This window comes from Methylobacterium isbiliense, from assembly GCF_022179325.1.
Taxonomy (GTDB): Bacteria; Pseudomonadota; Alphaproteobacteria; order Rhizobiales; family Beijerinckiaceae; genus Methylobacterium; species Methylobacterium isbiliense.
The window spans coordinates 1-5,043 of the sequence record NZ_BPQQ01000156.1; the positions used below are offsets into that span (position 1 = coordinate 1).

6 protein-coding genes are annotated in these 5,043 nt (G+C 66.1%); 4 read left to right on the forward strand and 2 right to left on the reverse strand.

Translation table 11 applies throughout. The features are described 5' to 3' along the window. Positions 1–295: 295 nt before the first annotated feature. The 3 genes from MFF61_RS33610 (at position 296) to MFF61_RS33620 (ending at position 1,970) form a co-directional block, all read left to right on the forward strand. On the forward strand, positions 296–508 hold the full coding sequence (locus tag MFF61_RS33610) for a DUF6494 family protein (protein WP_238242185.1): 213 nt from the start codon (positions 296–298) through the stop codon (positions 506–508). 124 nt (positions 509–632) lie between these two features. Then, positions 633–1,091, forward strand: a complete 459-nt coding sequence (locus MFF61_RS33615) for a hypothetical protein (RefSeq protein ID WP_238242186.1) — start codon at positions 633–635, stop codon at positions 1,089–1,091. A 255-nt stretch (positions 1,092–1,346) separates the two neighbouring features. Then, positions 1,347–1,970: a DsbA family oxidoreductase gene (locus MFF61_RS33620; protein WP_238242188.1), complete on the forward strand. Its 624-nt coding sequence runs from the start codon at positions 1,347–1,349 to the stop codon at positions 1,968–1,970. A 58-nt stretch (positions 1,971–2,028) separates the two neighbouring features. Here the strand turns inward: MFF61_RS33620 and MFF61_RS33625 are convergent, their stop codons facing one another. Then, on the reverse strand, positions 2,029–2,271 hold the full coding sequence (locus tag MFF61_RS33625) for a hypothetical protein (RefSeq protein WP_238242191.1): 243 nt from the start codon (positions 2,269–2,271) through the stop codon (positions 2,029–2,031). A 507-nt stretch (positions 2,272–2,778) separates the two neighbouring features. Here MFF61_RS33625 and MFF61_RS33630 point away from each other — a divergent pair. Beyond that, entirely contained in the window at positions 2,779–3,750 is a 972-nt protein-coding gene (locus MFF61_RS33630) for a DUF1206 domain-containing protein (RefSeq protein ID WP_238242193.1), read from the forward strand. A 57-nt stretch (positions 3,751–3,807) separates the two neighbouring features. On the opposite strand, the gene MFF61_RS33635 is transcribed toward MFF61_RS33630, so the two are convergent. Next, positions 3,808–4,824 (reverse strand): TRAP transporter substrate-binding protein, encoded by a 1,017-nt coding sequence (locus MFF61_RS33635; RefSeq protein WP_238242195.1) that lies wholly within the window; start codon positions 4,822–4,824, stop codon positions 3,808–3,810. Positions 4,825–5,043 lie beyond the last annotated feature (219 nt).

Sequence of the window (5,043 nt, forward strand, 5' to 3'; positions counted from 1 at the left end):
GCTCGGGCGCGGCTCTAAGCGCCAATGACCCTCGTTCGCGGCCACAGACTCGACGCTCACCAGCTGGACGGTCGCGCCATGTGAGCTCCTGCCCACCGAGATGCGGGTGATCGGCTACGCCGAGGTCACGGTTCACATGCGACATCCGGAGCGAGGAGCCCGCCGTTCTCGCCGAGCCCTCCCCCCGATCGCGGACAGCCAAAGGCGAGGGCTCAGGCACGGACCCCTTGAACTCCGGAAATATACTTCGTCGCCTGCGTTTCAGATTCGATGTCCGAATCGACGGAGCAACAGCATGGACGAGGACCGCTTCAACATCGAGCTGCGCAAGTTCCTGAAGGAGGTTGGCGTGACCTCCCAGCGGGAGATCGAGCGCGTCGCACGCGAGGGGCTCGCGTCCGGCAACACGCTCAAGCTGCGGATGACGCTCACGGCCGAGAACGCGCCCCTGCAGCACGTCATCGAGCGGACGATCGTGCTCGACGGAGATGGCGATCCAGCATCGTAGGAGTGCCGGACCTCCTCTGAGCACCTACAGCGCCCCTCACCTCAGCCCTGCGTTAGCTCGCACCGTCGGAGGTGCTTCCGCCGCCGGCTCCGCGGCCGACGTCTCCGCCACCGGCAAGTGGATCGTGCCCCATGTCGCCGCCGAGATCGCCCGTGCTCCCGACACCTCCGCCGATGTCGCCCGTGCCACCGCCCGCAACACCGCCCTGGTCGGCACCGAGATCTCTTCCGAGATCACCAGTCCCACCGCCGGCGATGTTCGTGCGGCTGCCCAGGCTGCCTCCAGCCGTGCCAACCGCACCACCGCCGGGAAGCCCGTCCGTGCCCCCTCCAGCGGCGCCTGCAAGGCCACCCATTCCGCCGCCACCCGTGCCGGGTGTGTTGGCACCGAGCCCTCCCGGTGCGCCACCGCCGAGCTGGCCCGTGCCCTGATCGACAGGTTGGGTGAGGTCGTCGGCCCCCTCGCCTATCGCGCTACCAAGCCCGGCAGATCCTCCGGCCATGCTCTGGCTCTGCTTGTTCTCGCCCATGACGCACTACTCCGATCTGGAACGCCCTATGAACTGCCTGCGGTCAACAACTGACCGGGGACGCAGGTTCGGGTGTGCGGACGGCTTCTTCAAGTGATGATCACCGCCTCGGCTCGGCAGGGTTGGGGTGGATCGTAGGGAGGGTCGCTGACGGGCATCTACGCGAACAGCTACCCAGCAGCTCTCGACCCAGCCAAGCCGCTCAGTGACGCTCCCAAGCCATCCCAGGCCTACACCAGATCGGAGAAGGGACAGGGCTGGCCTTCCAAAACAGGATCCGCCATGTCCTGGACGTTCAGGAGCATGCCCATGCCGCTGACGATTGCCATATTCTCCGACGTGATCTGCCCCTGGTGCTACCTCGGCAAGCGCCGCCTCGAGCGCGCCCTCGATCACCTCGGGATGCGCGAGACTACCTCGGTCGAGTGGCTCCCCTTCGAGCTCAACCCCGACATGCCGGCTGGGGGCATGGAGCGCGCCCTTTATCGAGCGAGGAAATTCGGTGTGGAGCGGAGCGCTCAGCTTGACGCGCGGATGGCCGAGCTAGGACGGCAGGAGGGCATCAGCTTCGCGTTCGATCGGATGCTCCGGACTCCGAACACGCGGCGCGCTCACACGCTGATCGCGTTCGCCACGCAACACGGACACGCGGGGGCGGTCGTCGACGCCCTGTTCCGCGCCTATTTCGAAGAAGGCCGTGATGTCGGCGACCCAGATGTGCTGCTTGAGATCGGCATGGCGGCAGGCCTCGATCGCGGTCCCGTCGTCGCGGCGCTGAGCAGCCAGCAGCTCGTGCAGCATGTCGAGGACGTCGAACATCACGCTGCCCAGATGCAGATCACCGGCGTGCCGTTCTTCATCCTCGATCGGAAGTGGACCGTGTCCGGTGCGCAGTCCACCGAGCAGTGGCTTCAGGTGTTGTATGCTTCTTGATTATCGCGACCGGCCGATCGTTAGGGAGCTTCACGCCAGTGTTTGGTCTGCGGCCCGGTCAGAGATTCAGCACCGGAAGCGACTTCATGCTTCCACGCTCATCCAAATTCATCTGATGCTCGGCAACTTCTTGTGAGGTTAATTCCCGAATCGCAGTCGCGCTCGATCCTGGGCCTGCGGCCTGCGAGACCAAGAGCTCTGCGTCCAATTCATCGCGAGCAATGACAAGAACGGGCGCCGTCTTCGGCTCCGACGATTGGGTTTGCATGACGGTGACCTGCACTCCGAACGCCTTGTTCATGTAACGATGCCTTCTTCGATGTTGGAGGCAGGGCCGGCGCACCAGCCCTGATACTTGTCCGGCTCATACCCTGTGCGGCACCGATGGTTCCTCGATGAGCTGGCGGTCAGCACCTTGGCAACCGCTTCAACGGCTGGAATGCGGCAAGACGTTCATTCTCATCCTTCTCGAATGTGCCGGTCGCGGAGCATGATGACGTGCAGGGTCGGCGACTCGGACCCGGATGCACATGCTTCCGCAATCGAATACCGGCGAGTGGTATGCGCCTGGTCTCTCTGTCTTTCTCGATCAGCTTGAGATGTAGGCTGCGCGCCCCTTCGTGGAGGTGATGCGATCGGCAGGAGGCTCGCCCTCCAGTCCGCGATCGGACGCTCCATGCCTCACTCCCGGAGCGCACCCGGTTCCGCTCAAGCACGGGTCGCCTGCTGCTGGCCCGTCCGGGGCTGGAACGCGTTCGTCCGCGCGCCGTTCTCAGTGCCTCCCCGCCTCCCATTGCGGAGTTCGGAGATGCGCCGGCTGGAAACTCACTCGCTCGAACTGCTTGCCCGCTTCGGCTACGCGGCCCGGGGTATCGTCTACCTCCTGGTCGGTGGTCTTGCGGTTCTGGCTGCGGTCGGTTTCGGCGGCCAGACAGGAGGAAGCCGCTCTGCCCTCGCCACGCTGCTTCTCCAGCCGTTCGGCCGGGTGTGGCTAGGCCTGATTGCTGTAGGGCTCATGGGGTTCGCGGTCTGGCGGATCGTCGAAGCCGCGGCAGATGCGGATCACCTTGGTAGCTCCTACAAGGCTCTGGCGAAGCGAGCCGGGCACGTGATGAGCGGCCTCTTGTATGGCGGGTTGGCCGTCTCGGCCGCACAACTCGCCCTCGGTCAGCGCCGTGGTGGCGGAGACGACCAAGCGGCGCAGGACTGGACAGCTTGGGTGCTCGAAAAGCCACTCGGGCAGTGGGCGGTAGGGCTCGTCGGCTTGATTGTTCTCGGCGTGGGTGCCGCTTTCCTGCTCAAAGGGTGGAAGGGCGACGTGCTGCAACGGCTCATGCCGCCTGCCGAGGTTCGACAGTGGGCCGTGCCGATGGGCCGTCTTGGCTTCGCCGCTCGTGGCGTTGTCTTCGTGCTGATCGGCGGCTTCCTGATTCTGGCGGCCTTTCAGAGCACGTCGAGCGATGTCAAAGGGCTCGGCGGCGCCCTGCACGTCTTGCAACACCAGCCTTACGGCTGGGCGCTTCTCGCAATCACGGCTCTCGGCCTCGCCGCGTTCGGGCTGTTCGGGCTTGTTCAGGCGCGCTACCGCCACATCGATCCACCCGACGTGGCCGGCGCGAAGGCTGCGGTTGAGAGCGCCGTCTCAAGGCGACGAGCCGCTGACCGGGATGGCCGTCCGCCGCACGAGCGAACATCGAGTGGGAGCTCGGCCGATCCAGATGAAGGCGAGGTGCACGAGCTGAACACCGCTGCCCAGCGCGGCACACTCGGTTCGCTCTGAGGGCGAACTACGGCCTCGTCACTGGGGCGCCGGCCTCCCTGAGGTGACCCACCTACATCATGCCCCGAGTGGGCCCGTGTAGCGCTCCAGCGCCCCCCAGGCGTCCGGGCCGAACTTGGCCTTCCACTCAGCGTAATAGCCCGCGGCGACCAGCGCCGCGCGGAAGACCTCCCGATCCGGCGTGTTGATGGCGAGACCCTTGGCCCTCAGCCGCGTCTCCCCCTCGGCGTCCATCCGCGCGAACACCTGCCGCTGCTTCCCCACCGCAGCATCGAAATGACGGCTGATCAGAGTCTGCACGTCACGCGGCAGCGCGTCCCAGGTCCGGCCGTGGGCCAGGATCCACAAGCCGTCCCAGCTGTGGCCGGTCCGGGAGAGATACTTCTGCACCTCGTAGACCTTCGTGGCCTCGATCTGCGGCAGTGAGTTCTCCATCCCGTCCGCCACCCGCGTCTGCAGGGCGGCATAGGTCTCGGCAAGATTGATCGTCGTGGGTGAGGCCCCGAGCGCCCGAAACAAGGATGTCAGCAGAGGGCTGGGCGGCACCCGGATCTTCAGACCCTGCAAATCGGCCACGGCGGTGATCGGCCGGACACTCGTGATCACGTGGCGAAAGCCGTTGTCGACGACCCGAAAGGCCCGCAAGCCGAACTTGCCGAGCGCGTCCCGGATGCGCTCGCTGAGTGGTCCCCCGTCGAGGGCCGCCCAGAGCGGCTCATAGCTGGGAAAGGCATAGGCGACGCCCGGAATGCCGGCGAGCGGCACCAAGGTCTGGAGCGAGCTCACCGACGTGAGAGTGAAGGCGATGGCGCCCGAGCGCAGCTGCGACTGCATGCTCAGCTCGCTCCCGAGCTGGCTGTCGGGGTAGAGTGTGATGTCGATCTGACCTTTGCTGTCGGCCCGGATGGCATCAAGCGCCTCGACGAGGCAGGTGCTGGCCGGGTGGGCCTGCGGCATGGGTGAGCCCATGCTCATGCGCGCCACCGCCGCTTGGGCCCGCGCGCGCCGGGACGCGAACGGAGTGGCGAGCGCCGTCGCGCCCGCTTGGCTGACGAGCGCCCTGCGCGTCGGCATCGTGGATCCTCCCTCTTGATCCTGGCCGGGTATCCCGGCTCGAGTCGAAGACGACCCGTTGCGGGCGCGTTTGGCAAGGTCAGAGGACGCGCGAGACCTGTGCTCGGATTTAACAGCCATCCGCTCGTGCTTAGCCCTTCCGCTAAGCGGTTCGGCGGCGCGGACAACCGCACGAACCTGAGAGGTCACCTGCGCTTCGCTAGTGCATTGACTCATTCG